At 70.7% G+C, this 25,454-nt stretch carries 29 protein-coding genes; 16 read left to right on the forward strand and 13 right to left on the reverse strand.

Features of this window, described 5'->3' with window-relative positions:
* Window positions 1-89: 89 nt before the first annotated feature.
* Complete coding sequence (gene dusB / locus OG599_RS10575; RefSeq protein ID WP_327175724.1) at window positions 90-1,238, reverse strand: tRNA dihydrouridine synthase DusB; 1,149 nt, start codon at window positions 1,236-1,238, stop codon at window positions 90-92.
* 195 nt (window positions 1,239-1,433) lie between these two features.
* Here dusB and bla point away from each other — a divergent pair, with 195 nt between their 5' ends.
* The gene (bla, locus tag OG599_RS10580; RefSeq protein ID WP_327179990.1) at window positions 1,434-2,405 is read left to right on the forward strand and encodes a class A beta-lactamase; all 972 of its coding nucleotides are present in this window, start codon (window positions 1,434-1,436) and stop codon (window positions 2,403-2,405) included.
* A 79-nt stretch (window positions 2,406-2,484) separates the two neighbouring features.
* Here bla and OG599_RS10585 read toward each other — a convergent pair whose 3' ends face one another.
* The 3 genes from OG599_RS10585 to OG599_RS10595 form a co-directional block, all read right to left on the reverse strand.
* Window positions 2,485-2,688: a DUF6243 family protein gene (locus tag OG599_RS10585; RefSeq protein WP_327175725.1), complete on the reverse strand. Its 204-nt coding sequence runs from the start codon at window positions 2,686-2,688 to the stop codon at window positions 2,485-2,487.
* A 217-nt stretch (window positions 2,689-2,905) separates the two neighbouring features.
* Window positions 2,906-3,109 (reverse strand): hypothetical protein, encoded by a 204-nt coding sequence (locus OG599_RS10590; protein ID WP_327175726.1) that lies wholly within the window; start codon window positions 3,107-3,109, stop codon window positions 2,906-2,908.
* A gap of 124 nt (window positions 3,110-3,233) precedes the next feature.
* Window positions 3,234-4,616 (reverse strand): glycine--tRNA ligase, encoded by a 1,383-nt coding sequence (locus OG599_RS10595; RefSeq protein ID WP_327175727.1) that lies wholly within the window; start codon window positions 4,614-4,616, stop codon window positions 3,234-3,236.
* A 222-nt stretch (window positions 4,617-4,838) separates the two neighbouring features.
* Here OG599_RS10595 and OG599_RS10600 point away from each other — a divergent pair, with 222 nt between their 5' ends.
* The 4 genes from OG599_RS10600 to OG599_RS10615 are packed head-to-tail and all read left to right on the forward strand — an operon-like array spanning window position 4,839 to window position 8,117.
* On the forward strand, window positions 4,839-5,807 hold the full coding sequence (locus tag OG599_RS10600) for a metal ABC transporter substrate-binding protein (protein WP_327175728.1): 969 nt from the start codon (window positions 4,839-4,841) through the stop codon (window positions 5,805-5,807).
* Window positions 5,808-5,860: 53 nt separating this feature from the next.
* A complete protein-coding gene (locus OG599_RS10605) occupies window positions 5,861-6,718 on the forward strand; it encodes a metal ABC transporter ATP-binding protein (RefSeq protein ID WP_442809669.1) in 858 nt (285 codons plus the stop codon).
* Window positions 6,718-7,611, forward strand: coding sequence for a metal ABC transporter permease (locus tag OG599_RS10610; protein ID WP_327175730.1), 894 nt, complete (start codon window positions 6,718-6,720; stop codon window positions 7,609-7,611). Before OG599_RS10605 ends, OG599_RS10610 begins: the two co-directional genes overlap by 1 nt.
* 26 nt (window positions 7,612-7,637) lie before the next feature.
* Complete coding sequence (locus OG599_RS10615) at window positions 7,638-8,117, forward strand: Fur family transcriptional regulator (protein ID WP_442809411.1); 480 nt, start codon at window positions 7,638-7,640, stop codon at window positions 8,115-8,117.
* Between the two features lie 55 nt (window positions 8,118-8,172).
* On the opposite strand, the gene OG599_RS10620 is transcribed toward OG599_RS10615, so the two are convergent.
* The 4 genes from OG599_RS10620 to leuA all read right to left on the reverse strand — a co-directional run bounded on the left by OG599_RS10620 (window position 8,173) and on the right by leuA (window position 12,702).
* Window positions 8,173-9,006: an isoprenyl transferase gene (locus OG599_RS10620; protein ID WP_327175731.1), complete on the reverse strand. Its 834-nt coding sequence runs from the start codon at window positions 9,004-9,006 to the stop codon at window positions 8,173-8,175.
* A gap of 48 nt (window positions 9,007-9,054) precedes the next feature.
* Window positions 9,055-9,801, reverse strand: coding sequence for a DNA repair protein RecO (gene recO, locus OG599_RS10625; protein ID WP_327175732.1), 747 nt, complete (start codon window positions 9,799-9,801; stop codon window positions 9,055-9,057).
* Window positions 9,802-9,945: 144 nt separating this feature from the next.
* Window positions 9,946-10,644: a TerB family tellurite resistance protein gene (locus OG599_RS10630; RefSeq protein WP_327175733.1), complete on the reverse strand. Its 699-nt coding sequence runs from the start codon at window positions 10,642-10,644 to the stop codon at window positions 9,946-9,948.
* 273 nt (window positions 10,645-10,917) lie between these two features.
* Window positions 10,918-12,702, reverse strand: coding sequence for a 2-isopropylmalate synthase (gene leuA, locus OG599_RS10635; RefSeq protein WP_327175734.1), 1,785 nt, complete (start codon window positions 12,700-12,702; stop codon window positions 10,918-10,920).
* Between the two features lie 294 nt (window positions 12,703-12,996).
* Here leuA and OG599_RS10640 point away from each other — a divergent pair, with 294 nt between their 5' ends.
* Together OG599_RS10640 and OG599_RS10645 are read left to right on the forward strand one after the other, a co-directional pair.
* Window positions 12,997-14,079 carry a M4 family metallopeptidase gene (locus OG599_RS10640; protein WP_327175735.1) on the forward strand — a complete coding sequence of 361 codons (1,083 nt, stop codon included), beginning with the start codon at window positions 12,997-12,999 and terminating at the stop codon, window positions 14,077-14,079.
* Between the two features lie 19 nt (window positions 14,080-14,098).
* A complete protein-coding gene (locus tag OG599_RS10645) occupies window positions 14,099-14,365 on the forward strand; it encodes a protealysin inhibitor emfourin (protein ID WP_327175736.1) in 267 nt (88 codons plus the stop codon).
* 60 nt (window positions 14,366-14,425) lie between these two features.
* Here the strand turns inward: OG599_RS10645 and era are convergent, their stop codons facing one another.
* On the reverse strand, window positions 14,426-15,400 hold the full coding sequence (gene era, locus OG599_RS10650) for a GTPase Era (RefSeq protein ID WP_327175737.1): 975 nt from the start codon (window positions 15,398-15,400) through the stop codon (window positions 14,426-14,428).
* 113 nt (window positions 15,401-15,513) lie between these two features.
* On the opposite strand from era, the gene OG599_RS10655 reads away from it, so the two are divergent.
* Complete coding sequence (locus OG599_RS10655) at window positions 15,514-15,849, forward strand: YnfA family protein (protein WP_327175738.1); 336 nt, start codon at window positions 15,514-15,516, stop codon at window positions 15,847-15,849.
* A gap of 65 nt (window positions 15,850-15,914) precedes the next feature.
* Here OG599_RS10655 and OG599_RS10660 read toward each other — a convergent pair whose 3' ends face one another.
* Both OG599_RS10660 and OG599_RS10665 read right to left on the reverse strand, forming a co-directional pair.
* Complete coding sequence (locus tag OG599_RS10660; protein ID WP_327175739.1) at window positions 15,915-16,268, reverse strand: cytidine deaminase; 354 nt, start codon at window positions 16,266-16,268, stop codon at window positions 15,915-15,917.
* Between the two features lie 32 nt (window positions 16,269-16,300).
* Window positions 16,301-17,194 (reverse strand): helix-turn-helix transcriptional regulator, encoded by an 894-nt coding sequence (locus OG599_RS10665; protein ID WP_327175740.1) that lies wholly within the window; start codon window positions 17,192-17,194, stop codon window positions 16,301-16,303.
* A gap of 142 nt (window positions 17,195-17,336) precedes the next feature.
* Here OG599_RS10665 and OG599_RS10670 point away from each other — a divergent pair, with 142 nt between their 5' ends.
* On the forward strand, window positions 17,337-18,767 hold the full coding sequence (locus OG599_RS10670; RefSeq protein WP_327175741.1) for an MFS transporter: 1,431 nt from the start codon (window positions 17,337-17,339) through the stop codon (window positions 18,765-18,767).
* An 86-nt stretch (window positions 18,768-18,853) separates the two neighbouring features.
* Window positions 18,854-19,330 carry a GNAT family N-acetyltransferase gene (locus tag OG599_RS10675; RefSeq protein WP_327175742.1) on the forward strand — a complete coding sequence of 159 codons (477 nt, stop codon included), beginning with the start codon at window positions 18,854-18,856 and terminating at the stop codon, window positions 19,328-19,330.
* 72 nt (window positions 19,331-19,402) lie between these two features.
* Here OG599_RS10675 and OG599_RS10680 read toward each other — a convergent pair whose 3' ends face one another.
* Window positions 19,403-19,957, reverse strand: a complete 555-nt coding sequence (locus OG599_RS10680) for a GNAT family N-acetyltransferase (RefSeq protein ID WP_327175743.1) — start codon at window positions 19,955-19,957, stop codon at window positions 19,403-19,405.
* Window positions 19,954-21,207, reverse strand: a complete 1,254-nt coding sequence (locus OG599_RS10685; protein ID WP_327175744.1) for a helix-turn-helix domain-containing protein — start codon at window positions 21,205-21,207, stop codon at window positions 19,954-19,956. The genes OG599_RS10680 and OG599_RS10685 overlap by 4 nt, the downstream gene beginning before the upstream one ends.
* Window positions 21,208-21,506: 299 nt before the next feature.
* On the opposite strand from OG599_RS10685, the gene OG599_RS10690 reads away from it, so the two are divergent.
* The 6 genes from OG599_RS10690 to OG599_RS35445 all read left to right on the forward strand — a co-directional run bounded on the left by OG599_RS10690 (window position 21,507) and on the right by OG599_RS35445 (window position 25,374).
* Window positions 21,507-21,878, forward strand: coding sequence for an ATP-binding protein (locus tag OG599_RS10690; protein ID WP_327175745.1), 372 nt, complete (start codon window positions 21,507-21,509; stop codon window positions 21,876-21,878).
* A gap of 64 nt (window positions 21,879-21,942) precedes the next feature.
* Window positions 21,943-22,476 (forward strand): hypothetical protein, encoded by a 534-nt coding sequence (locus tag OG599_RS10695; protein ID WP_327175746.1) that lies wholly within the window; start codon window positions 21,943-21,945, stop codon window positions 22,474-22,476.
* Between the two features lie 120 nt (window positions 22,477-22,596).
* Window positions 22,597-22,893, forward strand: a complete 297-nt coding sequence (tgmA, locus tag OG599_RS10700; RefSeq protein ID WP_327175747.1) for a putative ATP-grasp-modified RiPP — start codon at window positions 22,597-22,599, stop codon at window positions 22,891-22,893.
* Window positions 22,893-23,858, forward strand: a complete 966-nt coding sequence (gene tgmB / locus OG599_RS10705) for an ATP-grasp ribosomal peptide maturase (RefSeq protein WP_327175748.1) — start codon at window positions 22,893-22,895, stop codon at window positions 23,856-23,858. Before tgmA ends, tgmB begins: the two co-directional genes overlap by 1 nt.
* Entirely contained in the window at window positions 23,858-24,991 is a 1,134-nt protein-coding gene (locus tag OG599_RS10710) for a methyltransferase domain-containing protein (RefSeq protein ID WP_327175749.1), read from the forward strand. Before tgmB ends, OG599_RS10710 begins: the two co-directional genes overlap by 1 nt.
* A 53-nt stretch (window positions 24,992-25,044) precedes the next feature.
* Window positions 25,045-25,374, forward strand: coding sequence for a DUF6087 family protein (locus OG599_RS35445; RefSeq protein ID WP_442809413.1), 330 nt, complete (start codon window positions 25,045-25,047; stop codon window positions 25,372-25,374).
* The last annotated feature ends 80 nt before the right edge of the window (window positions 25,375-25,454 follow it).

Consider the following 25,454-nt stretch of genomic DNA (forward strand, 5'->3'; position numbering starts at 1 on the left):
CCATCGGACGCTCACATGAGCGGACCTCCGGGGAGGCACTCCGTACCCCCTCGGCGGGCCGCCCTCGGGCCGGTCGCCGTCGGCCGCCGTCAGCCGCCGGAGGTGTCCAGCTCGGCGTCCGCGCTCACGCCGGAGCAGTCGTACGGGTCCTTCAGCCAGCCGTCCGGGAGCACGACCCGGTTGTTGCCCGAGGTGCGTCCGCGCGGGCCGTCCGCGCCGTCCGGCCACGGCTGGTCGAGGTCCAGCTCGTTCAGCTGGCCGGCCAGCTCCTCCAGGGAGGAGGTGATCGCGAGCTTCTTGCGCATCTCCGAGCCGACCGCGAAGCCCTTGAGGTACCAGGCCACGTGCTTGCGGAAGTCGATCACGCCGCGCGCCTCGTCGCCGATCCACTCGCCCAGCAGGGTCGCGTGGCGCACCATCACCTCGGCGACCTGGCGCAGGACGGGCTCGTGCTTGGTGTTCGTACCGTCGAAGGCGCCGACCAGGTCACCGAAGAGCCAGGGGCGGCCGAGGCAGCCGCGGCCGACGACCACGCCGTCGCAGCCGGTCTCGGCCATCATCCGCCGGGCGTCCTCGGCGGACCAGATGTCGCCGTTGCCGAGGACCGGGATCTCCGGGACGTGCTCCTTGAGGCGGGCGATGGCCTCCCAGTCGGCGGTTCCGCCGTAGTGCTGGGCGGTGGTCCTGCCGTGCAGCGCGACGGCGGCCACGCCCTCCTCGACGGCGATCCGGCCGGCGTCGAGGTAGGTGAGGTGGTCGTCGTCGATGCCCTTGCGCATCTTGATCGTGACCGGCAGCTCACCGGCGTTCCCCACGGCCTCGCGCAGGATCGCGCGGAGCAGCGGCCGCTTGTACGGGAGCGCCGAGCCGCCGCCCTTGCGGGTCACCTTGGGGACCGGGCAGCCGAAGTTCAGGTCGATGTGGTCGGCGAGGTCCTCGTCGACGATCATGCGGACGGCCTTGCCGACCGTGACCGGGTCCACACCGTAGAGCTGGATCGACCGGGGGGTCTCGCTCGCGTCGAAGTGGATGAGCTGCATGGTCTTCTCGTTGCGCTCGACCAGCGCCCGCGTGGTGATCATCTCGCTGACGAACAGCCCCCGGCCGCCGGAGAACTCCCGGCACAGGGTGCGGAACGGCGCGTTGGTGATACCGGCCATGGGGGCGAGGACCACCGGCGGCTGCACGGTGTGCGGGCCGATGCGGAGCTGCTGGGGCGCGGGGGCGAGCGTGGTCATCCCCCCATTGTCCCGTACGCGCGGAACTCCTCCGCCGGGCGGCCGGTACGTCTCCCGTGCCACGCCCTGCCCGTACGCCCCACGCGCCACGCCCGCGCCGCCGGAACACGGGGTTCCGGCGGTGGGTGGTTAGCGTCGGGCGGCATGACCTTACGTACGGAACGACGAGAGGTTCCCCTCATGCCGAACCGCCCCATGCCGTACCGTCCCGTGCCGCACCACTCCCCCGACGCGCGCCCGTCCCGCCCCGCGCGCCCGTCCCGACGGAGCCTGCTGACGCTGGCCGGGGCGGCCGGCGCCGCCACGCTGCTCGCGGCCGGGACCGCGCACGCCACCGGTGCGCCCGGGGCGACGACCGCGGCCCCCGGCGGCATCCCGGACCCCGCACGGGACGCGCTGCGGGCCCTGGAGCGGGAGCACGGCGCCCGGGTCGGCGCGTACGCCCACAATCTCGCCACCGGCCGTACGGTGGCCCACCGCGCCGACGAGCGCTTCCCGCTCTGCTCGACCTTCAAGACGCTCGCGGCGGCGGCCGTCCTGCGCGACCTGGACCGGGACGGCGAGGTGCTGGGCCGGCTGGTCCGCTACACGGAGGCGGACCTGGTCACCGCCTCCGACGTCACCCGGGCCCACCTGGCCACCGGGATGACCGTGGCGGAGCTCTGCGACGCGGCGATCTGCGACAGCGACAACACCGCGGGCAACCTGCTGCTGCGGGAGCTGGGCGGTCCGGCGGGGGTCACCCGCTTCTGCCGGTCGCTCGGGGACCGTACGACCCGGCTGGACCGGTGGGAGCCGGAGCTGAACTCGGCCGAGCCCTGGCGGCGCCGGGACACCACCACCCCGTACGCCCTCTCCCGCACGTACGCCGGGCTCGTCCTCGGCGACGCGCTGAACCCCGGCGACCGGGAGCGGCTGACCGGCTGGCTGCTGAACTGCCGGACCAGCACGACCCGCTTCCGGACCGGGCTGCCCGGGGAGTGGACGATCGCCGACAAGACCGGCGGCGGCTCCTACGGCACCTGCAACGACGCGGGCGTCGCCTGGACCGCCGAGGGCGAGCCGGTGGTGGTGACGGTCCTCACCACCAAGCCGCAGCAGGCGGCAGTCGGCGACCACCCGCTGGTGGCGAAGACGGCGGCGGTGCTGGCGGCGGCTGTCGGCTGACCCGGCACCCCGAACGGCCGTGGGGCCCGGACCGCCACGACGGCGGTCCGGGCCCCACGGGTGTGATCAGGTCGGTGCGTCAGCTCTGGCCCTCGGCCGCGCTCGCCTCCGAGGCGGCGGTCCCGGTGGCGCGCTCGCGCATCTTGCGGACCAGCTCCTGCTTCTTGTCCTCCGCCACCTTGCGGTCGGCGTCGCGGACGGTGCCCGCGCCCTGCTGCTCGGACCGGGTCAGCTTCTTGCGCTGTCCACCGACGCCGAGGAGGTTGTTGCGGCTCTTGGCCATGGTGTTCTCCCATGTGGGGTGAGAAGGGGGTCCGTGGAACTCACGGATCGATCCGTGGGGCGGCGGGCCGGGGCTCGTACGGGGTCGTACCGCTCAGCCGTGCCGCGCGCTCACTCGTAGATCTGGAAGAACGACATGCCGGAAACGGTACCCCGCTCCCGGAGCGGCCCGCACCGCAATTTCCGCCGCCCCCGCTCCGTACGCCCCCGGCGGGTGCTCAGGCCCCCGGGTCGATCACCGCCTGGTGGGCCTCGGCGAGGTGCTCCTGCGCCTTCAGCCAGGGGAGGAACTGCGCCCCCTTGTGCCAGCCGCAGGTCGCGCAGGTCAGCAACCGCTGGACCCCCGACTTCCGCACGTGGACGACGTGTTCACGGCCGTGCCGGTCCCAGCGGGTGACCTTGCTCTGGGTCGTGGACACCATGGCGACCTCCGGGGTAGGGGTGCGCCCAGTGTGCGGCGAAGCCCCCGGACCCGTGCGGGGTCCGGGGGCTTCGGAGTGAAACCGTGATGCGTCGAGCCGTGGTGCCCGTGACGACCGTGAGGCGTCAGCAGCCCAGCAGGCGGGCGCCCAGGTACGCCTGGATCTGGTCCAGGGAGACGCGCTCCTGCTTCATGGTGTCGCGCTCGCGGACGGTCACCGCGTTGTCGTCCAGGGTGTCGAAATCGACGGTGACGCAGAACGGCGTCCCGATCTCGTCCTGGCGGCGGTAGCGGCGGCCGATGGCACCGGCGTCGTCGAACTCGATGTTCCAGTTCTTGCGCAGGTCGGTGGCGAGGCCCTTGGCCTTCGGCGAGAGCTGCGGGTTGCGGGAGAGCGGCAGGACCGCGACCTTGACCGGCGCGAGGCGCGGGTCGAGGCGGAGCACGGTGCGCTTCTCCATGACGCCCTTGGCGTTGGGCGCCTCGTCCTCGACGTAGGCGTCCAGGAGGAAGGCGAGCATGGCGCGGCCGACACCGGCTGCCGGCTCGATGACGTACGGCGTCCAGCGCTCGTTGGCCTCCTGGTCGTAGTAGACCAGGTCGGTGCCGGAGGCCTTGGAGTGCGCCTTGAGGTCGTAGTCGGTGCGGTTGGCGACGCCCTCGAGCTCGCCCCACTCGCTGCCGCCGAACTGGAAGCGGTACTCGATGTCGGCGGTGCGCTTGGAGTAGTGGGAGAGCTTCTCCTTCGGGTGCTCGAACCAGCGCATGTTCTCCGCGCGCATGCCGAGGTCCGTGTACCAGTTCCAGCGCTGGTCCATCCAGTACTGCTGCCACTCCTCGTCCTCGCCCGGCTTGACGAAGAACTCCATCTCCATCTGCTCGAACTCGCGGGTACGGAAGATGAAGTTGCCCGGAGTGATCTCGTTCCGGAAGGACTTGCCCATCTGCGCGATGCCGAACGGCGGCTTCTTGCGGGAAGTCTGCTGCACCTGGCCGAAGTTGGTGAAGATGCCCTGGGCGGTCTCGGGGCGGAGGTAGGCGACCGAGCCGGAGTCCTGGGTCGGGCCGAGGTGGGTGGAGAGCAGACCCGAGAACTGCTTGGGCTCGGTGAAGGTGCCCTTGTTGCCGCAGTTGGGGCAGTTGAGGTCGGCGAGGCCGTTGACGGGGAGCTTGCCGTGCTTCGCCTCGTACGCCTCCTCCAGGTGGTCGGCGCGGTAGCGCTTGTGGCAGGAGGTGCACTCGGTCAGCGGGTCGCTGAAGGTGGCGACGTGACCCGACGCGACCCAGACCTCGGGGGCCAGGATCACCGACGAGTCGAGACCGACCACGTCCTCGCGCGAGGTGACCATGTAGCGCCACCACTGGCGCTTGAGGTTCTCCTTCATCTCCACGCCCAGCGGGCCGTAGTCCCAGGCGGCCTTCTGGCCACCGTAGATCTCACTGCAGGGATAGACGAAGCCACGGCGCTTGCTCAGGCTGACGATGGAGTCGATCTTGTCGGCGGCCACGGTGCTCTCTTCATTACGACGGCGAAATGGGACAGAAGCGGCGCTGAGCGCCTCGCTGGGGGGTGGTGCTCAGGAGACGGGCGAGCGAATGCCCAAGATTACCGGCGGGCGCACCCCCCGGATCAAATCGGGGGCCGGAGTGCGCTCCGGGACCCCTCGCGCTACCAGTCGGTTCATCATCCTTGTTGACAATCGTTTCCAGCTTTGTTGAAAATGGGATTCATGAACGTACGCCGCCTCATACCCGCCACCGCCGTCGCCGGCGCGGTCGCCCTCGGCCTCACCGCGCTCTCCGCCTGCTCGGGCCCCGGCACCGCCGGCGGGTCGGACGGCAAGCTGGACGTGGTCGCGTCCTTCTACCCGATGCAGTACCTGGCCGAGGAGATCGGCGGCAGCCACGTCTCGGTCACCACGCTGACCAAGCCGGGCGTCGAACCGCACGACCTGGAGCTCAGTCCCCGGCAGATCGGCTCGCTGACCGACGCCGACTACATCCTGTACCTCAAGGGCATCCAGCCCGCCGTGGACGACGCCATCGCCCAGTCCGGCGCGAAGAACACCGTGGACGCCGCGACACTGACCACGATGGAGAAGCACGGCGCCGAGGTGGACGGCCACGACCACGGATCCGACGCCGACGAGCACGGAGACTCCGACGAGGAGACGGCCGGCCGCGACCCGCACGTCTGGCTGGACCCGGTGAAGTACGCCGAGGTCGCCCAGGGCGTCGGAAAGTCCCTGGAGAAGACCGACCCGGACAACGCCGCCGACTACCGCGCGAACACCGACGCGCTGGTCAAGAAGCTGGACGCGCTGAACACGGAGTACGCGGCCGGGCTGAAGTCCACGACCACCAAGACCTTCCTCACCACGCACTCCGCCTTCGGCTACCTCGCCGAGCGCTACGGCCTCACCCAGGAGGGCATCGCCGGAGTCGACCCCGAGGCGGAGCCGAGCCCGGCCCGCATCAAGGACCTCCAGCACATCGCGGAGCAGGACGGCGCCACCACCGTCTTCTTCGAGACGCTCGCCAGCGACAAGACGGCGAAGACCCTCGCGAAGGACACCGGGCTGCGCACCGACGTCCTGGACCCGCTGGAGGGCATCACGGGGAAGTCCAAGGGCCACGACTACATCGAGGTCATGGAGTCCAACCTCGCCGCCCTCCAGAAGGCCCTGGGCGCGAAGTGACCGACGCCACGACCCCCGCGACCGGACCGGAGACGCACATGGACGAGCCCAGCATCCCCGCCCCGGCCCCCGCCGCCGGCACGACCGCCGCCGGGGCCGGGAAGCCGGAGACGAAGACGAAGCCGGAGACGAAGCCGGAGACGAAGCGGGACACCGAGGCCGTGATCCGGCTCACCGGCGCCACCGCCACCCTCGGCACCCGCCCCGTCCTGCGCGGGGTCGACCTGGCCGTCCACCGCGGCGAGGTCGTCGCCCTGCTCGGCGCCAACGGCTCCGGCAAGTCCACCGCCGTACGCTCCGTCATCGGCCAGGTCCCCCTCACCGGCGGCACCGTCGAACTCTTCGGCACCCCGCTCCGCCGCTTCCGCCGGTGGGCGCGCGTCGGGTACGTACCGCAGCGCACCACCGCCTCGGCGGGGGTCCCCGCGACCGTCCGCGAGGTCGTCTCCTCCGGGCGGCTGTCCCGCACCAGGCTGCGCGTCCCGGGCCGCGCCGACCGCGCGGCCGTCGACCGGGCCATCGCCCTCGTCGGCCTCACCGACCGCGCCGGGGACTCGGTGAGCGCGCTCTCCGGCGGACAGCACCAGCGGGTCCTGATCGCCCGCGCGCTGGCCTCCGAGCCCGAACTGCTGATCATGGACGAGCCGATGGCCGGGGTCGACCTGGCCAGCCAGGAGATCCTCGCCGCCACCCTGCGCGAGCAGGTCGCCGCCGGCACCACCGTGCTGCTGGTCCTGCACGAGCTGGGCCCGCTGGAGCCGCTGATCGACCGCGCGGTCGTGCTGCGCGACGGCTGTGTGACGCACGACGGCCCGCCGCCGCGCTCCGTCGGGCAGCACGCGCTCCCCGGCCACGACCACGTCCACCCCCACGCGGCTTCCGAGCCCGTCCGAACGGGACTGCTGACCTGATGGAATTCCTCGAACCCGCCTTCATGCAGCGCGCGCTGATCGCCGCCGTCCTGGTCGGCGTCACCGCCCCCGCGATCGGCATCTACCTCGTCCAGCGCCGCCAGGCCCTCATGGGCGACGGCATCGGGCACATCGCGATGACCGGGGTCGGCCTCGGCTTCCTGCTCTCCACCAGCCCCGTCTGGATGGCCACCGCCGTCGCCGTCGCCGGCGCCGTCGTCATGGAGCTGATCCGCTGGTTCGGCCACACCCGCGGCGACATCGCGCTGGCCATGCTCTTCTACGGCGGCATGGCGGGCGGGGTGCTGCTGATCAACATCTCCGACACCGGCTCGAACGCCAACCTCACCTCCTACCTCTTCGGCTCGCTCTCCACCGTCTCCTCCGAGGACGTGTGGGCGATCACGCTGCTCGCCGCGTTCGTGGTGCTGGTGACCGTGGGGCTGCGCCGCCAGCTCTTCGCGGTCAGCCAGGACGAGGAGTTCGCCCGGGTCACCGGGCTGCCGGTGCGGCTGCTGAACCTGCTGATCGCGGTGACGGCCGCCGTGACGGTCACCGTCGCCATGCGGGTCGTCGGCCTGCTGCTGGTCAGCGCCCTGATGGTGGTGCCGGTCGCGGCGGCCCAGCAGGTGTCGAAGTCCTTCCGGCTGACCTTCGTGCTCTCCGTGGTGATCGGCACCGCCGTCACCCTGGCCGGCACCGTCACCTCGTACTACCAGGACGTCCCGCCCGGCGCGACGATCGTGCTGCTGGCCATCGCCGCCTTCGTCGCGCTGACCGCGCTGGCCGCCCCGCTGGCCCGCCGCAGGGCCCGGGGACGCACGGCCGAGGGTGAGAAGTGCACCCTGGAAGTACCGGCGAGCCGGACCGCCGCGGACGACGTCCGCGTATGAGGATTTCGCCCGGTCCGGCTGGCACAATGGCCCGACATCTGTACGGGCGACATGAGGAGGCAGCTGTGACGGCGCCGATCAGTGGCACGAACGCGGCTCCGGTACGGGGGCGGTCCACCCGCCAGCGGGCGGCGGTCGCGGCGGCGCTCGACGAGGTCGACGAGTTCCGCAGCGCCCAGGAGCTGCACGACGTCCTCAAGCACCGGGGCGACTCGGTGGGGCTGACCACCGTCTACCGCACCCTCCAGTCCCTCGCCGACGCGGGCGAGGTGGACGTGCTGCGCACCACCGAGGGCGAGTCGGTCTACCGCCGCTGCTCGACCGGTGATCACCACCACCACCTGGTCTGCCGGGTCTGCGGCAAGGCCGTGGAGGTGGAGGGCCCGGCCGTGGAGCAGTGGGCCGAGACGATCGCCTCCCAGCACGGCTACGTCAACGTGGCGCACACCGTGGAGATCTTCGGGACCTGCGCGGAGTGCGCGGACTGCGCGGCCGAGAAGCACTGACACACGGCAGGAGGGGGGAGAACCGGTGGCCGGTTCTCCCCCCTCCCGCTCGTTCTCACGCCCCGGAAGCGGGCTCCACGGCCGGGGCGGCCTCCTGCGCACCGCCGAAGCGGCGGTCGCGCTGGGCGTACTCCAGGCAGGCGCGCCACAGGTCGCGGCGGTCGAAGTCGGGCCACAGCACGTCCTGGAAGACCATCTCGGCGTACGCGCTCTGCCAGATCAGGTAGTTGGAGGTGCGCTGCTCGCCGCTGGGGCGCACGAAGAGGTCCACGTCCGGCATGTCCGGGTAGTAGATGTACTTCGCGAACGTCTTCTCGTTGACCTTCGACGGGTCGAGCTTCCCCGCGGCGACGTCCTGGGCGATGCGCTGCGCGGCGTCGGCGATCTCGGCCCGGCCGCCGTAGTTGACGCAGAAGTACAGCGTCATCTTGTCGTTGTCCTTGGTCTGCTCCTGGGCGACCTGGAGCTCCTGGACGACGGACTTCCACAGCTTGGGCATCCGGCCGACCCAGCGGATGCGGATGCCGAGCTCGTCCATCTCGTCGCGGCGGCGGCGGATGACGTCCCGGTTGAAGTTCATCAGGAACTTCACCTCTTCCGGGGACCGCTTCCAGTTCTCGGTGGAGAAGGCGTAGAGCGAGAGGTTCTTCACGCCCATCTCGATGCAGCCCTTGAGGACGTCCATCACGACGCTCTCGCCGACCTTGTGGCCCTCGGTGCGCGGCAGGCCGCGCTCCTTGGCCCAGCGGCCGTTCCCGTCCATCACGACGGCCACGTGCTGGGGCACCAGCTCGGCGGGGATCTTCGGGGGCGTCGCACCGGAGGGGTGCGGCTCGGGGGTCTTGTACGTGCGCCGGTTACGGCCGCCGAGGATCCCGCGTACTGCCATGAGCTTCTCTCGTCTCCCTGTGTCGCTCTTCCACGAACGCTGCGAGGGTCACTGTTCCACGTACCGCAGCGAGCGCAGACCGCGCTCCAGATGCCAGTGCAGATAGGCGGACACCAGTCCGCTCCCCTCCCTGGCATGCCGCGCCTCGCACGCGTCCGCCGTCGCCCAGTCGCCGCTGAGCAGCGCGCTCAGCAGGGTCAGGGCCTCCGCCGAGGGTACGACGCTGCCGGGCACCCGGCAGTCGGTGCAGACGGCTCCGCCGGCCGCGATGGAGAAGAAACGGTTCGGACCGGGCATTCCGCACCGAGCGCAGTCCTCGAAGCTGGGGGCGTAGCCGTTGACGGCGAGGGAGCGCAGCAGGAACGCGTCGAGGATGAGGTGGGGCGCGTGCTCGCCCCGGGCCAGGGTGCGCAGTCCGCCGACGAGGAGGAGGTACTGCTGGACGGCGGGTTCGCCCTCGTGGTCGGTGAAGCGTTCGGCGGTCTCCAGCATCGCGGTGCCGGCGGTGTAGCGGGCGTAGTCGGTGACGATCCGGCCGCCGTACGGGGCGATGGTCTCGCTCTGGGTGCAGAGCGGCAGCCCGCGGCCGATCAGCTCGCTGCCGCGCGCGAAGAACTGCACGTCCACGTGGGAGAAGGGTTCGAGGCGGGCGCCGAACTTGGACTTGGTGCGGCGCACCCCCCGGGCGACGGCACGCACCCGCCCGTGGCCGCGGGTCAGCAGGGTGATGATCCGGTCGGCCTCGCCCAGTTTCTGCGTACGCAGTACGACGCCGTCGTCCCGGAACAAGCTCATGGCCCCATTGTCGCCCACCGGCCCGCGATCGGGTCGGCGGTCCCCGCGACCGCCCCGCGGCCCCCGGCCGCCCCTGCCGCTTCCCGGGCCGCCCTCAAGGGCATCCGGGAGCGCGCAGAGGCGCACAAGGGCACCCAGCGGCGCTCAGGAGGGCATGCGGGCCGCTTCCGTGAGCAGGCGGGCGGTGTCCTCGGGGCAGATCCGCAGGGCGCGGCCCACGGTGGTCAGCACCTCGCGCTCGGCGGCGCCGTACGGGCCGTCGGCCAGCGCGATCCGGGCGCCCTGGAGCAGCACCGACTCGCGGCCCGCCGGGACCAGGTGGTGGGCGAGCGGGGTGAGCACCTCGTGCAGCTCGATGGCGAGCGCCGCGCCGCACGCCCCGGCGGCGCCGACGCCGTCGTCGTGGCCGATGTCGGCGGTCAGCACCTCCACGACGGTGAGGAGCTGCTCCTGCGAGCAGTCGTCGAGCCCGGCCTCGCGGACGGTGTGCGCGGCGGTCTCCAGAGCGGTGCGCGGGGTGCCGCCCGAGGCCAGGACGGCCAGCGCGACCGTATGCACGGCCTCCCGGAGCATGGTGGAGAACCGGGTGGTGGTGGGGTGTTCCAGCGCCTCGGTGCCGACGTGGGCGCCGCAGTCCGCGCACTCCACGACGGGGCCCGTCTCGCCGCGCCGCAGCAGTGGCACTCCGAGCACGGTGAGCCTGCGACGGCCGGTGAGGCGGCGGTAGTTGCGGTCCCCGCCGCAGTCCTGGCAGAAGAATTCGCCGTCGCCGACGACGTCCCATGCGGTGCGGAGGCCGTAGAGACCTGTTCTCAGGGCGCGTTGTCCTCTGGTTGACCGCACGTCGCACACCTCCGTAACGCTCCGGCAACATTGCCGTGTGTTGCACGTGATGTTAGCCACATGCGCGAGGCGGCGTCATCACCCTCACTGTCACAACACCCGGAAATGGCCGAACCCCGCCCACCCGGAACGGGCGGACGGGGTTCGGCGAACGGTGGTTCACCGGATCAACCGGACATGCGTACGGGGCGTACTCCCCTGGGTCTCACCGGATCGACGGGCAACCGACCGGGGCGTCGGGCGACGGCGTCAACCGGCCACCGCCCGACTCGCTCAGCGGCCCGCGCGGTTGACGGCGGAGACGACCGCCTTGAGCGAGGCCCGGGTGGTGTTGGCGTCGATGCCGATGCCCCACAGGACCTTGCCGTCGATCGCGCACTCGATGTAGGAGGCGGCCTGCGAGCTGGCGCCCTCGCTCATGGTGTGCTCGGTGTAGTCCAGCAGGCGCGCGTCGATGCCGATGCCCGCCAGCGCCTCGAAGAAGGCGGAGATCGGGCCGTTGCCCGTACCGGTCAGCACGGTGTCCGCGCCGTCCACGGTCGCCTCGACGGTCAGGGTGTCCCGGCCGTCCTGCTCGGTGGTGGTCTGGCCCGAACGGATCTGGACACGGCCCCAACGGGCTTCGGCGTCACCGGTGTTGGGCAGGTACTCGTCCTCGAAGGCGGACCAGATCTGCGCCGGGGTGACCTCGCCGCCCTCGGCGTCGGTCTTGGCCTGGATGATCCGGGAGAACTCGATCTGCATACGGCGCGGCAGGTCCAGCTTGTGGTCGTTCTTCAGGACGTACGCGATACCGCCCTTGCCGGACTGCGAGTTGACGCGGATCACGGCCTCGTAGGAGCGGCCGACGTCCTTCGGGTCGATCGGCAGGTACGGGACGGCCCACTCGATGTCGTCGACGGTCTTGCCCTGGGCGGCCGCGTCGGCCTCCATGGCGTCGAAGCCCTTCTTGATGGCGTCCTGGTGGGAGCCGGAGAAGGAGGTGTACACGAGGTCGCCCGCGTAGGGGTGGCGCGGGTGGACCTCCATCTGGTTGCAGTACTCGCTGGTGCGGCGGATCTCGTCGATCTGCGAGAAGTCGATCTGCGGGTCGACGCCCTGGGAGAAGAGGTTCATGCCCAGGGTGACCAGGTCGACGTTGCCGGTGCGCTCGCCCTGGCCGAACAGGCAGCCCTCGACGCGGTCGGCGCCGGCCATCAGCGCCAGCTCGGCGGCGGCGACGGCCGTGCCGCGGTCGTTGTGGGGGTGGACGGACAGGCAGACGAACTCACGGCGGGACAGGTTGCGCGACATCCACTCGAACCGGTCCGCGTGCGTGGACGGCGTCGAACGCTCCACGGTGGCGGGCAGGTTGAGGATGATCTCGCGGCCCTCCTCCGGCTGCCACACGTCGCAGACGGCCTCGCAGACCTCCAGGGCGAAGTCCAGCTCGGTGTCGGTGAAGATCTCGGGGCTGTACTGGTAGCCGAAGATCGTGTCGCCGCCCAGGATCTTCTCGGCGTACTCCATGACCAGCCGGGTGCCGTCCACCGCGATCTGCTTGACCTGCTCCTTCGTCCCGCGGAAGACCACGCGGCGGAAGGTGGGGGCGGTGGCGTTGTACAGGTGGACGGTGGCCCGGTGCGCGCCGCGCAGCGACTCGATGGTCCGCTCGATCAGTTCCTCGCGGGACTGGGTCAGGACGGAGATCGTCACGTCCTCGGGGATCGCGCCCTCTTCGATGATGGAGCGTACGAACGCGAAGTCGGTCTCGCCGGAGGCCGGGAAGCCGACCTCGATCTCCTTGTAGCCCATCTTCACGAGCAGGTCGAACATCTCGCGCTTGCGGGCCGGGGACATCGGGTCGATCAGGGCCTGGTTGCCGTCGCGCAGGTCCGTGGAGAGCCAGCGGGGCGCCACCGTGATCCGCTTGTCCGGCCAGGTGCGGTCGGGGATCTCCACCGCTTCGTACCGGCCGTACTTGTGGATCGGCATTCCGGAGGTCTTCTGGAGCTGCGTCGCGTTGGTGATCGGCGTGGGACGGCCGACAGAATTACCGGAAATGTTCACGGTGGTCATGACGTGGGGCTCCTCGGGGTCCAGCTGGTGGGACGGCCGACTGTGTCGCTGCAGCACCAGACTCCGCGGGGAGGGGGTCGGCCTACGACTACAGGCCCTCGCCGCGGCAGCTAAGGAGAAGCAGCCCGAAACGCATGATGCGACGAGAGTAACCGAGAGGTGCGCGGGACGCCGGTCCGTATCAGTATGCGGGACCGTGCACACATGACGAGTAAACAGTGATGCATCACTCTATTTCGTCAATTGCCGTCGCAACCAGTGACAGAGCGATGACAGAGTGCCACAGTCATTTGCATGATCTCTCGATCCAACGACGGTTCCGGTATCCACCCCGTCTTCTGCACCATCGTTCCGCCGCACCTCCTCGACCAGCTGGCGCAGTCCGACGACCCCGCGGTCGCCGGACCCGCCCGGCGCACGCTCGACACGGACGGCACGCGCCGCACCCTGCGCCACGCGGCTTCGCTGGCCGCCACCGCCCCGGCGCCGGCCACCGCGGGCGCCGTCCCCAGCAAGCCCCGCCGCACCCTCTACGACTGCCGCCACCACACGGTGCTGCCCGGACGCAAGGTCCGCGGTGAGGGCGACGAGCCCACCGGCGACGCCAGCGTCAACCGCGCGTACGCCGGCTTCGGCGCCACCTTCGACCTGCTGCTCTCCGCCTACGGCCGCAGCTCGCTCGACGGGAAGGGCATGCGGCTCATCGGCTCGGTCCACTACGACCGCGACTACAACAACGCCTTCTTCGACGGCCAGCAGATGGTCTTCGGCGACGGTGACAACGAGGTCTTCCTCGACTTCACCCTCTCCATCGACGTGATCGCCCACGAACTGGCGCACGGACTCACCCAGCACACCGCCAACCTCGTCTACGAGGGCCAGCCCGGCGCGCTCAACGAGTCCGTGTCGGACGTCTTCGGCTCCCTGGTCAAGCAGTACTCCCTGGGGCAGAGCGCCGAGCAGGCCGACTGGCTGATCGGCGCGGGGCTGCTCGCCCCCCGGGTCACCGGCGAGGGGCTGCGTTCGCTGAAGGCGCCGGGCACCGCGTACGACGACGACGTGCTCGGCAAGGACCCGCAGCCGGCCTCGATGGAGGACTACATCGAGACCGACGACGACAACGGCGGCGTCCACCTCAACTCCGGCATCCCCAACCGCGCCTTCTACCTCGCCGCTTCCGCCCTCGGCGGGAACGCCTGGGAGCGGGCCGGCCAGATCTGGTACGACGTGCTGACCGGCGGCGAGCTGACCGCGACGGCGGACTTCGCGGACTTCGCCCGGCTCACCGTGGCGGCGGCCCGCGACCGCTTCGGCGACGGGGACGAGCGCGAGGCCGTGATCAAGGGGTGGTCGGAAGTGGGCGTGCCGACCACGTGAGCGGGTCAGTATGGGTCCCATGCGCATTCGAGTGAGCAGGACCGGCGGGTTCGCCGGCCTCTCCCGCCGGGGTGAGATCGACACGGCAGGGCGGGAGGACGCCGCCGACTGGGAGTCCCTGGCCCGTTCCGCGCTCGCGGAGGGGGCCGGGTCCCCGCCGGCGGGGGTGCCGGACGGCTTCCGGTACACGATCACCGTCGACGGGCGGTCCGTGCACTGCGCGGACCCGGACCTGACCGAAGACCAGCGCACGCTGGTCTCACGCGTCCTCCGCGAGGGGGCGTGAGACCGGCGGCGCGCCGGTGGAGCGGGTAGGCCGGCAGCTCGGCCCGACGGGCGGGCTCGCTCAGAAACCGAGCTTGCGCAGCTGCTTCGGGTCGCGCTGCCAGTCCTTGGCGACCTTGACGTGCAGGTCGAGGAAGACCGGGGTGCCGAGCAGCGCCTCGATCTGCTTGCGGGACTTGGTCCCGACGTCCTTCAGCCGCTGCCCCTTGGGGCCGATGATGATGCCCTTCTGGCTGGGGCGCTCGATGTAGACGTTGGCGTGGATGTCCAGCAGCGGCCTGTCCGCGGGGCGGTTCTCGCGGGGCAGCATCTCCTCGACGACGACCGCGATGGAGTGCGGCAGCTCGTCGCGTACGCCTTCGAGCGCGGCCTCGCGGATCAGCTCCGCGACCATGACCTGCTCGGGCTCGTCGGTGAGGTCGCCCTCCGGGTAGAGCGGCGGGCTCACCGGCAGCAGCGGGGCGATCAGGTCGGCGAGCAGCCCGACCTGCTCGTCCTTGACCGCCGAGACCGGCACGATCTCGGCCCATTCGAAGCCGAGCTCCTGGCCCAGCTGGGAGACGGCCAGCAGCTGTTCGGCGAGCGCCCGGGAGTCGACCAGGTCCGTCTTGGTGATGACCGCGATCTTCGGGGTCTTCTTGATGGCGGCGAGTTCCTTGATGATGAACTTGTCGCCGGGGCCGAGCTTCTGGTCGGCGGGCAGGCAGAAGCCGATGACGTCGACCTCGGCCCAGGTGGTCCGCACGACGTCGTTCAGCCGCTCGCCGAGCAGGGTGCGCGGCTTGTGGAGTCCCGGGGTGTCGACCAGGATCAACTGCGCGTCGTCACGGTGCACGATGCCGCGCACGGTGTGCCGGGTGGTCTGGGGGCGGTTGGACGTGATCGCCACCTTCTGCCCGACCAGAGCGTTCGTGAGGGTGGACTTGCCCGCGTTGGGGCGGCCCACGAAGCAGGCGAAACCGGCCCGGTGGGGGGCGGTGTCCGTGGCCTGCCGCGCAGCGGCTTCGGGGTTCGGTCGAGCGCTCATGGCGCCCATTGTCCCCGATCGCGGCGGCCCGGCGCACAACGGTCGCCCGCCCGGCCCGGCGACGCGTGCGCCCGGCCCCTCGCACGGCCGCCCGGGGCGGCGCCCCGGGTAGCGTGCCCTCCATGTTCGTCGCCCGCTCCGCCGCCCTCTTCGTCGTCGCCGCCCTCTTCGAGATCGGGGGTGCCTGGCTGGTCTGGCAGGGCATCCGCGAGCACCGGGGCTGGGCCTGGATCGGTGCGGGGGTGATCGCCCTCGGGGTGTACGGGGCGGTGGCGACGCTCCAGAGCGACGACAACTTCGGCCGTATCCTCGCCGCTTACGGCGGGGTCTTCGTGGCCGGCTCGATCGCCTGGGGCATGGTCGCGGACGGCTACCGCCCGGACCGCTGGGACATCACGGGCGCGCTGATCTGCCTCGCCGGCATGGCCGTGATCATGTACGCGCCCCGGGGGCACTGACCCGATCACGGCCGACCCGTCCGCCTCGGTCGGGGGACCTGCGGGACGTGGGCGAAGTCACGGTGTCACCCCGCGGTGACCCGCACCCGCACGTTCCCGTCCGGGCCCGCCAGGAACACCGGGGTGTCCGCCCCGCCGAGGTCGCGCACCGCCGCCCGGTCCGCGTCGGAGGGGGCCTCGGCGTCCGAGACCACCGCGGCGGCTTCGAGCGAGGTGGCACCGCTGGCCACGGCCATCGCCACGGCCGTCTGCAGGGCGGTGAGCCGCAGCGACTCCAGGGCCACCGTGCCCGCCACGTACGTACGTCCCGTCTCGTCGCGTACGGCCGCGCCCTCCGGCACTCCGTTGCGGGCGCGGGCGCTGCGCGCCAGGGTGACGATCTTGCGGTCCTCGGCCCCGAGGTCGGTGCTGTCTGTCATGTGCCGAGCATACGAACCGTGTGGCGCGCGCCTCATCCCGGTACCGGGTACATCGCGTCGCGTCGCCCCTCCGGGGACGCCAGCCACTTGAGCCGCTCCTCGGTGCCGGTCCCGGGCAGCGGGGTGTGCAGCACGATCGCCAGGTCCGGACGGGCGGGCACCCGCAGCTGGGTGGACTCCACCTGGAGGGTTCCGGCCGTCGGGTGCTCCAGCTCCTTGCGGATCTGCCCGCCGGGCGCGATGTCGCGCTGCTCCCACAGGGCGGCGAACTCGGCGCTGGCCTCCTTCGCCTCGGCGACGACCGCCTGGAAGCCCTCGTCCTCCGGGTTCTCCGAGCAGCCCGCGCGGAACTGGGCGACGACCTGCGGCGCGATCTGCTCCCAGGTCGTGGCGCGGGACCGGTAGACGTCGTCGGTGAAGAAGGTGATCAGGCAGTTCTGCACGATGCCGGGGCGCAGCCCGAGGACCAGGGAGGCGGCGTCGTTGTAGAGGACGACGTTCCAGTACCGGTCCATGATGTGCGCCGGGAACGGCATCCACGCGTCGATGAGCCGCCGCAGCCCGTCGCACATGTCGGCGTCGGCCGGATCGACCTCGGGGGCGGGCGGGTTGAGCCCGGCCAGTACGTACAGGTGGCGGCGCTCCGCGCTGGTGAGCCGCAGGACGCGTGCCACCGAGTCCAGCACCTGCGGCGAGACGGTGATGTCGCGCCCCTGCTCCAGCCACTGGTACCAGGAGACCCCGACGCCCGCGAGGACGGCGACCTCCTCCCGGCGCAGCCCCGGGGTACGGCGGCGCGCACCGCCGTCGGGGAGGCCGGCGAGGGCCGGGGTGACCCGGGCCCGGCGGCTCATCAGGAACTCCCGCAGCTCGGCGAGCCGGTGGGCCTTGGCGTTGTCCGTAGTCGAACGGGCCGGTGTCGCCACGTCACTCCCCCTGGGTTTCCGCACGGTGCCGTCTGATCGGTGCCGACTGGTCGACACCGAATGGTCGGCGCCGACTGGTGTTCGTACCAACAGGATAAGGAGCGTCTCCCCACCCCCGTCCCGTGCGGCCGAAGGTGGGGCCATGGCGATCGAATCCCCTCCCGAGGCCACCGGCACCCCCGGTCCCGCCGCCCCTTCCCCTTCGCACGCGACCCGCCCCGCCCGGCTCTCCGGCCGGTCCCGGCTGATCCTCGTGGTCCTCTGCGCCGCCCAGTTCATGGTGGCGCTCGACTTCTCCGTACTGAACGTGGCGCTGCCCGCGCTCGGCACCGACCTCGGGCTGAGCACCGCCCAACTCCAGTGGGCCATCACCGCGTTCGCCCTCCCCTCCGGTGGGTTCCTGCTGCTCTTCGGCCGGATCGGCGACCTGTACGGGCGGCGCAGGCTCTTCCTCGCCGGTCTGGTCGTGTTCGGCGCGGCCTCGCTGCTGGCCACGCTCGCCTGGAACCCGGCGGCGTTCCTCGCCGGACGCGCCCTCCAAGGACTCGGCGCCGCCGCGATCGTGCCCACCGGGATGTCGCTGCTGACCACCACGTTCCGGGAGGGCCCGGAGCGCGACCGGGCGCTGGGCATCAGCGGCACGCTGCTCTCCCTCGGCTTCACCGTGGGCATGGTGGCCGGCGGCGTACTCACCGACACGCTGGGCTGGCGCTCCACCATGGGCCTGCTGGCGCTCGCCTCGGTGGGCGTCCTGGCCCTCGCCCCGAAGGCGCTGGCGGAGTCCCGTACCCCGCAGCGGCCCCGGCTGGACGTGCCCGGCGCGGTCAGCGTCACCGGCGGACTGCTCGCCCTGATCTACGCACTGTCCACCGCCGCCCAGGACGGCTTCGGGCACCCCGACGTCCTGCTCACCCTGGTCCTCGGGGTGGCGCTGCTGGTGACCTTCGCGGTGGTGGAGTCGCGGGCCGCCGAACCGCTGGTCTCGCTGCCGATGCTGCGCCGCCGGACCGTGGCGTTCGGCAACCTCGGCGGCCTGCTGACCTTCGCCCTGATGTCCACCGTGGTCTTCGTGCTGACGCTCTACCTCCAGGACGTACTGGGCCTGTCGGCCTTCGCCACCGGACTGGTCTTCGGGGTGCAGGGGCTGCTGTCGGCGGTGGCCGGTACGTACGCCCCGCGGATCATCGGCCGCTTCGGCGCCCGCCGCACCCTGGTCGGCTCGCTGCTCGGCCAGGGCGCCTTCGTCGCCCTGCTGCTGGCCCTGGGCGAGCACGGCGGCGTGCTGGTCGCCACGGTCGGCGTCTCCCTGGCGAGCATGTGCCACCTGGGCGCGATCGTGAGCTACGGCCTCGCGGTGACCTCCGGCGTCCCGGACGCCGAACAGGGCCTGGCCACCGGCCTGGTCACCACGACCCAGCAGGTCGGCCTGACCCTCGGCATCCCGCTGCTGGGCGTGCTGGCCACGACGCAGGACGAGCTGTTCACGGGGGTCCGCACGGTCATGGCGCTGGACGCGGCGCTGCTCCTGGTCGGTGCGGTGATCGTGGCGGCGGGGCTGCGGCGACGCGGCTGAGGCGGGGCGGGGGCACGACTGCTTGCACACAAGGTCGGAGGGCAGCGGCCCCGGAGTGTCAGTGGCTGGTGGCAGACTCCGTCGGCATGAGCGATCAGGTGCGTTTGCGGGACGTCGAACCGGCCGATCTGGAGGAGTTCCTCGCGCAGGAACACGATCCCGAGGCCGCGCGGCGGTCGAAGTTCCCGCCCCGGGAGCGGGAAGCCTTCATGACCCACTGGAGGACAACGGTTCTCGGGGATCCCACCAACTTCGTGCAGGCCATCACCGTCGACGGAGAACTGGCGGGCAACGCGGTGGCGTGGTGGGACGAGGAGCGGCGCTTCATCGGGTACTGGCTCGGCCGGCAGCACTGGGGCCGGGGCATCGGCACCCGGGCGCTGGCGCTGTTCCTCGAACGGGAACCCGCCCGTCCTCTGTACGCCGATCCCTACGTCGGGAACACCGGCTCGGTGCGCCTGCTGGAGAAGCACGGCTTCCGGCGTACGGGGACGGTCCGGCACGGCGAGAACGAGCACGTCATGCTGGTGCTCGGCGAGAACCCCGGCCAGGCCGAGTCCTAGCTTCCCGGTCGGATTCGGCGGTGCTGGCACCGTGCCTTCGGTCCACGCCCGGGGCGTTGCCGCGTACGAGGGCTACCGCTGGCGTACGGGCCTGGTCATGGAGGCAAAAACAGGAGAGTCGGAGAAAGGCTGCTGGTCGCCGACCTTCCGATAGCCCCAGGCTTCGTACCTGGCGAGGACGGCTCCGTTCCCGGCTGCGGGGTTGACGAGGAGCGTGACGCGCTCCTCCGTGCGCTGGGCGAGCCAGGCCTCGTGGATCTGCCAGGCAACACCGCGTCCCCGCCAATGCTTGCGAACCACGATCTCGTTCAGGGCAACGGTCCGCTTACCGTTCTCTACCGTGTAGCCGTCCGGCAGTGGCGTAGTCATCGAGGACCACCAGCGGGTGTCGGGGCCGAGCGGCACACCGAACGCGAAGCCGACAGACTGGCCGTCCTCGTAGCCCACGGTCGCGGCCCAGCCCGGCCGGGACGCGTAGCTGCTGAGCCGCTCGTCGAATCGCGCGACGTCGTAAAAGGGACCGGTGAGCCCGAAGTCCTTGTGCCGGACCTCGACATGGATGTCCAGGAGGGCCTGCCGGATCTCGGCGAGCTGGTCTGCGGCGTAGTGGCGGATCTCGACGGTCACAGGGTGCCCTTTCTGCTGCCGTACTGCTCTTTCCAGGATTCCGTTGCCTGAGCGCGGGGGGCACGGTCGGCCAGCTCGCGGGTGAACGTGCCGAGCAGTCTCTCGATGCGCCCGGTCAGTGAATCACTCACGGGATCTTGCAGTACAGAGGTGGCAGTCGAGCAGGCCGGCTCCACATCGCCTTGACGAAGTTGGGAGAGCGCCAGGTGGGTCGAGTAGAACCACCGGTTTCTGACGTAGGTGGGACGCAACTCGCCCAGGGTCCGGTGGAAATGAGCTTCGGCCTCGTCGTGGCGGCCCAGCCGGGACATGGCGAGCCCTGACAGGCCGCTCAACTCGGACTGATCGTAGAAGGCCATCCACGTAGGCCGCAGCTCACTCCTGTCTGCTCGGAGGAAGGCGTCGACGGCACTGTCCAGGCTGCGTCTTGCCGAACGCTCGTCACCCGCTTCCGCCTGAACGCCTGCGAGCCGTGCGGCCGCGAGCGATCGGGCAAGCGGGTCCCTCCGGCAGGTGGGGGACGCCCGGCCGGCTTCCGCCGCCGCCAGAGCGTCGTGTGGGCTGTTCATCTGCATCGAGAGCACCGATGCGTGTCCCCAGAGACGCAGCTGGATGTCCGCGTTGCCTGAGAGGCCGGCCAGACGCATGGCCCGTTCGAAGTGGCCCTCCGCCCGTTCGGGCTGGTAGGCGTCGAGGGCTGCCCACATGGCGGTGCCGGTGAACGCCGCAGCGAGGTAGTACAGCCGTTGGCGGACGCGCTGACTCGCAGAGCCGATCGCTTGCAACTCGCAGGCGTGGTGCGCGAAGGCGACAGCTCTGGTCTCAAGGCTGACGGTGCCACCGTGAGAGTTGTCGGCGGCCACGAGCCCCGCGAACGCGGCATCGAGGCGGTCTGCATCAGCCATGCCGATGCGAGGGCGCGGAGTGGGCGGAAGGGCAGCTGCGGCGGCGATCCCCGCTGCCGCGCCGGCGAAGGTGCGTCGCAGCACGCTTTCCTCCGAGGGGGTAGGGCTGGGCTGGTCAAACCCTAAGTCCTTGATCGAGCAGTCGAAGACATGCTCCAAGGCGACCCGAGTGCGACCGATCGGGCGGCGCGTACGACCGTGGAGCAGGTTCCAGATCGTACGAACAGACACGTTCCCGGTGCTGCCCGTGATCTGCCGCAGCGCGACATTCATCTCCTCGGCCAACTGTTCCTGCGTGTAACCGAGTTCGATCATCTTCTGCGCGAGCGCCCGGTTGGGGGTCATGCGGCCGACCGTACCGCGACGCCATTCGTCATGTCGCAAATCTGAAAGGTAAAGATTTCCGGTTCCCTGCGCGAAGTCCGCGCAGAACTATTCGTGTTGAACCTCCGCCGGGAGTCGTTGAATGAAGGGGAAGCACCTCCTGGCCACTTACCTGGCCGCACTGGGAAGGGCACAGAATGAGCCGGTTCCGAAGAACGTCCTGTAGTGCCACTGCCTCTCGCGAAGGAGCGCCGCATCCTCGCGGTACGACCAGCCTGGGCGTGGCTGTTTTTTCCCCGTTCTCTTTCCCGCACCGCTACGTGGCCGTTGTCACTCGGGACACCCGGCTGGTGGGCGAACAGCGTCATTTGGTCGCGGAGCGTCTGGCGCGGTGGGGTGTCGGTAGCGGCAGTTCGGCCGACGCCGTCCTGATCGTGAGCGAACTCCTGTCCAACGCGATGCTGTACGGGCAGTCGAACGAGATCGGCGTGTCCGTCTCGTCCTCGCCCCGGGAGACCCGCATCGAGGTTGACGACCGCACTCCGGGAACGTGGCCGGCGCGAGCCTGCACGACGGATGAGGACGAGAACGGGCGCGGACTCCTCCTCGTGAAGGCGCTGAGCGACGCGTGGGGTATCGGCCGGAACGGTGCTCTCGTCTGGTGCACGGTCGCTACGGACGGTGCACCGTGACGGCCTCGCCGAGCCCTACCGCCTCCGCAGCGGCCCTCACCGACCCACTCGACGGCAGGACGCCATGAGCCAGAACCCACCCCGGACGCTGCCGCCGGCATGCCGGATCCGTGGCCTCGCCTGGATACCGAACGAGTACGGCGACATCCTGACCGTACTGGTGAACACTGGGAGCAGGGACGGGTACCACCTGCTTCCGGGCGGCCCGGCCGACGACTACGAGTCGAGCCTCACCTCGATGGCCTACCACGTCCGGCACCAGACGGGTATCGAGCCGTTGCCGCTCAGGCTCCTGGGAACCGACTGGATGCCGCGCCTCCCGGTCGAGCTCGGGCTTGAGGCCATGGGCCAGGACTTCGTCTACCTCTGTGCCCCGTTCAGCAGCGTCACCGACATTGCTCCGCCTCAGGCACCGGAGGGCGGGGAGTTGGAGGTGTCGGGGTACGCGTGGCTCAATCCCGAGACCGCCCGCAAGTGCATGAGCCCGGACCATTACCGCCGGTTCCGCTGGATGTGGAGCGCGTGGAGGAGCAGCTCGATCGTCGTGCTCCAGGGCGGACGTCCCGCACTCGGTGAACCCAGCGGGGCGAGGCTGTGAGCTCCCACTCCAACACGGAGTCTGGTCCGCCCTCGGTACCTGAGCCGTCCGCAACTGACCGCGCGAGCCTTGATAACCGCTGCACCACCCCGAACGACTACCCGATACAGGAGGAAACCAGTGACGAACACGTTGCTCCCTGAGGCGTTCCCCCTCACCCCGCCGGGGGGACGCACCCCGTTCAGCGCCGAGGTGCAGTCCTCGCCGGAGACCCGCCCGTGGGCCCTGCGCTTCGCCCGCACCCCGGACTCCACCGGAGCGGTCGCCCTGCCGGCGCACGTCTACGACACGGACCGGCAGGTCAACGTGTCGTACGACGGGGGGGTGCTGACCGCCATGGCGAACACGCACACGGCGACGATCCCGGACGGCGACATCAAGAACCCGCCGCCGCTGGACGAGGGGCCGAAGGACTGATGGCCGCGCCCGTCCTGATCGTTGCAGCCTCCGACGACTGGCCGACGGACAAAGTCGTCATGGAGCTGGACCGCCGCGGCGTCGAGGTGTTCCGCATGGACACCTCCGATTTCCCGCAGCACCTCGCCCTGACCGGAAGGATCGGCCAGGAGCGGGGCTGGACAGGCGAACTCGCCACCGAGCATCGGATGGTGGAGATGTCCCGGATCGGCGCGGTGTACTACCGCGCCCCCGGGGCGTTCCAGTTCCCTGCGGGGATGTCCGGCCCGGAGGAGAGATTCGCCGCATCACAGGCCCGCGCCGGCCTTGGAGGCGTGCTGTCGGCGCTGGAGTGCCGGTGGGTGAACTGTCCATCGGCCACGGCGCGCGCCGAGTACAAGCCGGTGCAGCTCGCCGCCGCACGTGCGAGCGGACTCAGTATCCCGGCCACCCTCATCACGAACCGCGCGGAGGATGTGCGGGCCTTCGCCGAGGAGACTGGCCGGCCGATTGTGTGCAAGCCCGTCGCCTCGCCTGTCCTGATCGAGGGCGGCCAGCTCAAGTCGGTCTACACGCGACGTCTAGAAGATGCCGACCTGGCCGACCTGCGGGGCATCAACACGACAGCGCACCTCTTCCAGTCCTGGATCGACAAGGACCACGAAGTGCGGCTCACCATGGTCGGCGGTCGCGCCTTCGCTGCCGCCATCCACGCCGGCAGTGCCGCTGCGCACGAGGACTGGCGCAGCGACTACGGGGCGTTGACCTACACCACCACCAAGGTGCCCGTGGACGTCGTCCAGGGGATGCGGCGACTGATGTCACGTCTGCAACTTCGTTACGGTGCTGCGGACTTCGTGGTGGGTCCGGACGGCAGATGGACGTTTCTGGAGGTCAACCCGTGCGGTCAGTGGGACTGGATCCAGGTCCACACGGGTCTCCCCATCGTTGAGGCCATCGTTGACGACCTGACAGGACGATCGTGATGCACTGGGAACCACGCGCCGCAGCGCTCGCGGCCGAGGTGGCCCATCCGGGCTCGGACTGGTGGCTGCCCGTCGCGAGTACGCCGCGACACCAGTTCGTGGAACGGTGGTTCACCGCCGGACCGGACGGTTGGACCGCCGTGGACGGTTCGGACCACGACGAAACATGGGCGGCGGCAGCGTACTCGGACACGACCCTGGTCACGCAGATCGGGCCCGTGCATGCGGACCACACCCGGACAGGTCTGACTGTCACCGGGCATCCCACATCGTCTTCCACCCATCCGAGCCTCGTCGTCACCATGCTTCGACACGGCCGGCTCACCCCCGGGGTCCGGCTCCTGGACCTCGCCACCGGCTCCGGGTACAGCGCAGCCCTGGCGTGCCACCGGCTTGGCGATCAGCTCGTCACCACCCTGGACGTCGACCCGTATCTCACCCTTGCCGCTGGTGACCGCCTCCACCGCGCCGGCCTCCACCCGCAGGTGGTGAGGGCGGACGCCACCACGGCGGCGCTACCAGGAGAGTTCGACCGGATCGTGTCCATGGTGTCCGTGCCGCGCGTCCCCGCACAGTGGTTGACGGCGCTCGCCCCCGGCGGGCGACTCGTGACGACGATCGCCGGCACGGGCCTGATCGTCACCGCTGACAAGAATCGGGACGGTTCGGCGTCGGGGCGCGTCGAGTGGGACCGGGCAGCGTTCATGAAGGCCCGCAGCAGCACCGACTACCCGCCCGCGCTCGATGATCTGTTCATCACGGCCAGCAGAGAGCACGGAGATGTTGCCGTGTCCCCACTCCCCGTGCTCGACGTCATGCAGGCGTGGGAGGTGTGGTCGATGCTCACTCTGACCGCGCCCGGTATCGAGCATCGGACCGGAACGGCGGACGACGGCAGTCGCATGACGTGGATGCTCCACCCCGATGGCTCCTGGGCCCGCGCGCGTACGGAGAAGGGAGAGCGCACCGCCACCGTCCACCAAGGTGGCCCCCGACGTCTGTACGACCTGCTGGAGTGCGTCCGGTGGCGGTGGATCGAACACGGCGAACTCCCCGTCTACGGAGCGAAGGTCACCATCAGCCCCGACGGCGAGACCACATTCACCCGCGGGGGGTGGGACATCACCCTGTGACCCCAACGCCACGTCCGGCAGACTGGCTCAGTCCGACGACGAGGAGGTTCCCGATGAACGACGAACCCTTGGAGGAGTGGGCCGATCGGCGTGACCGGCGACGGCCCCGAGTCGGAGAGTGGCGGACCGTCCCCTTCGGGAACGACGCGGGGCGCGGGGCGCACGTGGATCCCGACGCACCACGCGCTGTTCAGGTGTGGAACGGACATCAGTGGGTTCCGGAAGGTGTCGCTGAGGACTACTCCGCCACGGTCCAGGAGATCGGTGAGGACATGTCGTCCCGGGCGGAGCGGGTCGATCTTCCGACGTCCGGAAGGCTCCCCACGGCGCCGGAGCCGTACCGGCCGACGATCCCCTTCTACCGTCCGAACCATCGTTCGTGATGTCAGAAGGTCAACGCCCCGACCCCGGTCAGACCGACGGGTCGGTCGGCCGACCGGTCGGGGAACCTTCCTTCCGTGGT

The sequence above is a fragment of the Streptomyces sp. NBC_01335 genome, assembly GCF_035953295.1.
Classification (GTDB): Bacteria; Actinomycetota; Actinomycetes; order Streptomycetales; family Streptomycetaceae; genus Streptomyces.

Coding starts and splice junctions, on each gene's coding strand:
- dusB (WP_327175724.1), bottom strand. CDS start 1,238: ATGACCACGCTCGCCCCCGCGCCCCAGCAGCTCCGCATCGGCCCGCAC.
- bla (WP_327179990.1), top strand. CDS start 1,434: ATGCCGTACCGTCCCGTGCCGCACCACTCCCCCGACGCGCGCCCGTCC.
- OG599_RS10585 (WP_327175725.1), bottom strand. CDS start 2,688: ATGGCCAAGAGCCGCAACAACCTCCTCGGCGTCGGTGGACAGCGCAAG.
- OG599_RS10590 (WP_327175726.1), bottom strand. CDS start 3,109: ATGGTGTCCACGACCCAGAGCAAGGTCACCCGCTGGGACCGGCACGGC.
- OG599_RS10600 (WP_327175728.1), top strand. CDS start 4,839: ATGAACGTACGCCGCCTCATACCCGCCACCGCCGTCGCCGGCGCGGTC.
- OG599_RS10610 (WP_327175730.1), top strand. CDS start 6,718: ATGGAATTCCTCGAACCCGCCTTCATGCAGCGCGCGCTGATCGCCGCC.
- OG599_RS10615 (WP_442809411.1), top strand. CDS start 7,638: ATGGCCCGACATCTGTACGGGCGACATGAGGAGGCAGCTGTGACGGCG.
- OG599_RS10620 (WP_327175731.1), bottom strand. CDS start 9,006: ATGGCAGTACGCGGGATCCTCGGCGGCCGTAACCGGCGCACGTACAAG.
- recO (WP_327175732.1), bottom strand. CDS start 9,801: ATGAGCTTGTTCCGGGACGACGGCGTCGTACTGCGTACGCAGAAACTG.
- leuA (WP_327175734.1), bottom strand. CDS start 12,702: ATGACCACCGTGAACATTTCCGGTAATTCTGTCGGCCGTCCCACGCCG.
- OG599_RS10640 (WP_327175735.1), top strand. CDS start 12,997: ATGATCTCTCGATCCAACGACGGTTCCGGTATCCACCCCGTCTTCTGC.
- OG599_RS10645 (WP_327175736.1), top strand. CDS start 14,099: ATGCGCATTCGAGTGAGCAGGACCGGCGGGTTCGCCGGCCTCTCCCGC.
- era (WP_327175737.1), bottom strand. CDS start 15,400: ATGGGCGCCATGAGCGCTCGACCGAACCCCGAAGCCGCTGCGCGGCAG.
- OG599_RS10655 (WP_327175738.1), top strand. CDS start 15,514: ATGTTCGTCGCCCGCTCCGCCGCCCTCTTCGTCGTCGCCGCCCTCTTC.
- OG599_RS10660 (WP_327175739.1), bottom strand. CDS start 16,268: ATGACAGACAGCACCGACCTCGGGGCCGAGGACCGCAAGATCGTCACC.
- OG599_RS10670 (WP_327175741.1), top strand. CDS start 17,337: ATGGCGATCGAATCCCCTCCCGAGGCCACCGGCACCCCCGGTCCCGCC.
- OG599_RS10675 (WP_327175742.1), top strand. CDS start 18,854: ATGAGCGATCAGGTGCGTTTGCGGGACGTCGAACCGGCCGATCTGGAG.
- OG599_RS10685 (WP_327175744.1), bottom strand. CDS start 21,207: ATGACCCCCAACCGGGCGCTCGCGCAGAAGATGATCGAACTCGGTTAC.
- OG599_RS10695 (WP_327175746.1), top strand. CDS start 21,943: ATGAGCCAGAACCCACCCCGGACGCTGCCGCCGGCATGCCGGATCCGT.
- tgmB (WP_327175748.1), top strand. CDS start 22,893: ATGGCCGCGCCCGTCCTGATCGTTGCAGCCTCCGACGACTGGCCGACG.
- OG599_RS10710 (WP_327175749.1), top strand. CDS start 23,858: ATGCACTGGGAACCACGCGCCGCAGCGCTCGCGGCCGAGGTGGCCCAT.
- OG599_RS35445 (WP_442809413.1), top strand. CDS start 25,045: ATGAACGACGAACCCTTGGAGGAGTGGGCCGATCGGCGTGACCGGCGA.